The organism is Candidatus Electronema sp. TJ (genome assembly GCF_048287355.1).
Taxonomy (GTDB): Bacteria; Desulfobacterota; Desulfobulbia; order Desulfobulbales; family Desulfobulbaceae; genus Electronema.
Window position 1 is genome coordinate 14,412 of sequence record NZ_JBLWEP010000041.1, and the last position, 2,134, is coordinate 16,545.

The window sequence follows — 2,134 nt, forward strand, 5'->3', positions numbered from 1 at the left end:
CCGTCAGTGGTCAGGCTGCGGTCCGGCAGGAGGACATGGATGCGCAGGCCGCTTTGCTGCGCAGCGGCATTGAGCCGCTCCTGAGTGAAACGGACGGCACTCAGCGGCCCGCCTGTTTCCGGCAGGACCACCTGCTCCAGTATCAAAAAGCCGCGCCGCAGCTGCTCGCGGGCCAATTTTTCCTCCTGCTGTCCGGCCAGCAGGCTGAAAACAGCATACAGCAGGAGCAGTGCCAGAGACATGCTGCACGCGCCAAACAAAACAATCTGATCGCGCAGCTTGAGAAGACTGCACGGTTCTGAGAATAGAATGCGCATCGAAACAGGGAAGAACAGATCGAAGGTATAATTTTTTGAATTATACTCGATGCGGCAGAAAAAAGTCAAATTTTTTGAACGATCGAAGCAAAAGATGCAATTACAGCATGTTATCCGCAAGAGCAGTTCAATGTTTTTCAACGGAACCACGCTGTGGTGAAGTAAAAAACACGCCGCGCGGCGGAGCTTCCGCTTGGTCATGCTGTCCTTGGCAGGCAAGATCGAAATCTCAGGCTGGAGAAATGGCCGCATTTGCCTTGGCAGGCCGTCCTTCGGCACTGCGCGGCCCGAAGCTCATTCCATCAGCTTCTGATCAAGCATGATGACAGGCGGATCAAAGACGCTGGACGCAAGACAGCCTTTCCTGCGGTTGAGAAACAGAGCCTTCTCAGCTGCGCCGGATGCAGGCGGACTGAGAACATCTGCGAAAAATCCCCCCTCAGACCTTTTTCTTGCGGGATGCCGAGCTTTCTGGTATCTTAGCGGGATTTCGCCCTAATCCCGCAGGGGCGGCAGGGCTGGAGCAGAGTCGACCGGCTGCAAGAAATAACTCCAACTATCAGAAAGGCGGAACCCTTGAAGACAAAAATACTCGTTGCCAACCGGGGCGAGATTGCTATCCGCATCATCCGGGCCATTCAGGAGCTGAATTACGAAGCTGTGGCTGTTTATGAAACGCCGGACCGCGATTCGATGCACATCCGCAGCGCCGACGAGGCGGTCTGGATCGGACACGGCCCGCGCTGCGACTACTTGAACATAGACAAGGTGATTGCTGCCGCCCAGAAGAGCGGAGCTGCGGCCATTCATCCCGGCTACGGCTTTCTGGCTGAGAACGCTGACTTTGCCCGCGCCTGCGAGAAAGCGGGGATCATTTTCATCGGCCCGCCCTCGGACGTGATCGACAATCTGGGCAACAAGGTCATGGCCCGGAAGATCATGGCCGAAGCGGGCATCCCGATGGTGCCGGGCACGCAGAACCTGAAGGCCGGTGACGAGGGCTTGCAGGAGGCGGTGGAGTTCGGCAGGCAATACGGCTATCCGATCATGCTCAAGGCCACCGCAGGCGGCGGCGGGCGGGGCATCCGCAAGGTTGAGCAGGAGAAGGATCTCAAGGATCACTATGCCCTGGCGCGCGCCGAGGCCAAGGCCGCGTTCGGCGACGACTCGGTCTATTTGGAAAAGGCGGTGGTCAGGCCCAAGCACATCGAGGTGCAGATCATTGCCGACAAAAAAGGCCGCACTATCCACCTCGGCACCCGCGACTGTTCCATCCAGCGGCGCAATCAGAAGCTGGTCGAGATCGCTCCGGCCTTCCAGCTCACGCCGGAGCAGCAGGAGGCGATCAGCCAGACTGCGGTGAAGGCGGCCAAGGCCGCAGGCTATTTCAATGCCGGCACGGTGGAGTTCCTTTTTGACAGCAGCGGGCAGTTTTACTTCATGGAGATCAACACCCGCCTGCAAGTGGAGCACACAGTCTCGGAGATGATCACCGGCATTGATGTCGTCCGCACTCAGATCAAGCTGGCCATGGGCAAGGATCTCTCCATCCGGCAGGAGGACATCCACCTGCGCGGACATGCTGTGGAGATGCGCATCAATGCCGAAGACCCGAAGAACAATTTCATGCCCGAAGGCGGCAAGACGGTGCGCGTCTACCGCTCGCCGGGCGGCTACGGCGTGCGTCTGGACGGCTTTTGCTATCAGGGCTTCACCATCCCGCAGGTTTATGATTCGCTCTTGGTCAAGCTGACTGTCTTCGGCTGGTCGTGGAATGAGACCGTGGACCGTCTGCGCCGCAGCCTGAACAACTTTGT

At 58.3% G+C, this 2,134-nt stretch carries 2 protein-coding genes; one reads left to right on the plus strand and one right to left on the minus strand.

Annotated elements, in window-relative coordinates; translation table 11 throughout:
- Window positions 1-242: hypothetical protein (locus tag ACNKID_RS04945; RefSeq protein ID WP_417912321.1), on the minus strand; the 242-nt coding region annotated here is incomplete at its 3' end.
- 651 nt (window positions 243-893) lie between these two features.
- Between ACNKID_RS04945 and ACNKID_RS04950 the strand changes: the two genes are divergently transcribed.
- Window positions 894-2,134, plus strand: a 1,241-nt coding sequence (locus ACNKID_RS04950) for an acetyl-CoA carboxylase biotin carboxylase subunit (RefSeq protein ID WP_417912322.1), incomplete at its 3' end; no start/stop codon positions are given.